Source organism: Synechococcus sp. R55.7, from assembly GCF_047461955.1.
Classification (GTDB): Bacteria; Cyanobacteriota; Cyanobacteriia; order Thermostichales; family Thermostichaceae; genus Thermostichus.
In genome coordinates, this window is record NZ_JANSIC010000416.1 from 1 (window position 1) to 885 (window position 885).

Sequence of the window (885 nt, forward strand, 5' to 3'; positions counted from 1 at the left end):
GCGTAATCGGCGGTGCTGAGCAGTAGGTGTTGGGGGGTCACCTCTGCCGTCACCCAAGCTGGCTTGTGCTGGCGCAGCAGCTCGACCTCTAGGCCGGTGGAGAGGTGCAAAATGTGCAGCCGATGGCGGTAGCGGGTGGCCAAGTCCAAAGCCCGCCGTGAGGCGATCAGGGCCGATTCCTCGTCCTGAATTTGCGAGTGAACGGCTACATCTGTGCGTCCGGCAAACAGGGCCTTACGGGCTTTGATGCGAGACAAATCTTCGGCATGGACGGCAATTAAAAAGTTGGGATCCGTTTCCCCGAAAATCCGCTCCAGCGCCGCCTGATCATCCACCAACAGGGGCCCATGCATGGATCCCATGAAGATTTTGATGCCACAGGCTCCCTGCACCGTTTGCAACTCTTCTAAGTTATCGGCAGTGGCCCCGATGAAAAAGCCGTAATTGACCACACACTTGCTGCCTGCACGGGCCAACTTGTCATCCAGCGTCGCTTGGTCAATCGTCAGCGGGTCGGTGTTGGGCATCTCCAAAAAGCTGGTCACCCCGCCCCGGGCACAGGCCCAGGATCCCGTCTGCAGGTCTTCTTTGTGCTCTCGGCCCGGCTCGCGGAAGTGAACTTGCGGATCGATCACCCCCGGCATCAAGGTATGGCCCTCGGCGTCGATGACCTTGGCCACCCCTTCTGGCGAGAGGTTTTGGCCGATTTGGGCAATGCGCCCCTCCCGCACCAGCACATCCCCCCGCCAGGGATCCCCTTCCGGCACCAGCAGCTCAGCATTTCGGATCAGCAAATCTCCAGACAAAGCTCCGCCCTCCCCCAAAGGCGCTCTCAAGATAAAGACTATTGACTTGGCTCCGCCAGCACAGCCGCATCTGGATCCA

General features: G+C 59.9%; 1 protein-coding gene. It reads right to left on the minus strand.

The genetic code is table 11. The annotated features are described in order from the left end of the window. On the minus strand, positions 1-806 hold an 806-nt coding region (locus tag NW820_RS12855), incomplete at its 3' end, for an amidohydrolase family protein (protein ID WP_414407701.1). Between the last annotated feature and the right edge of the window lie 79 nt (positions 807-885).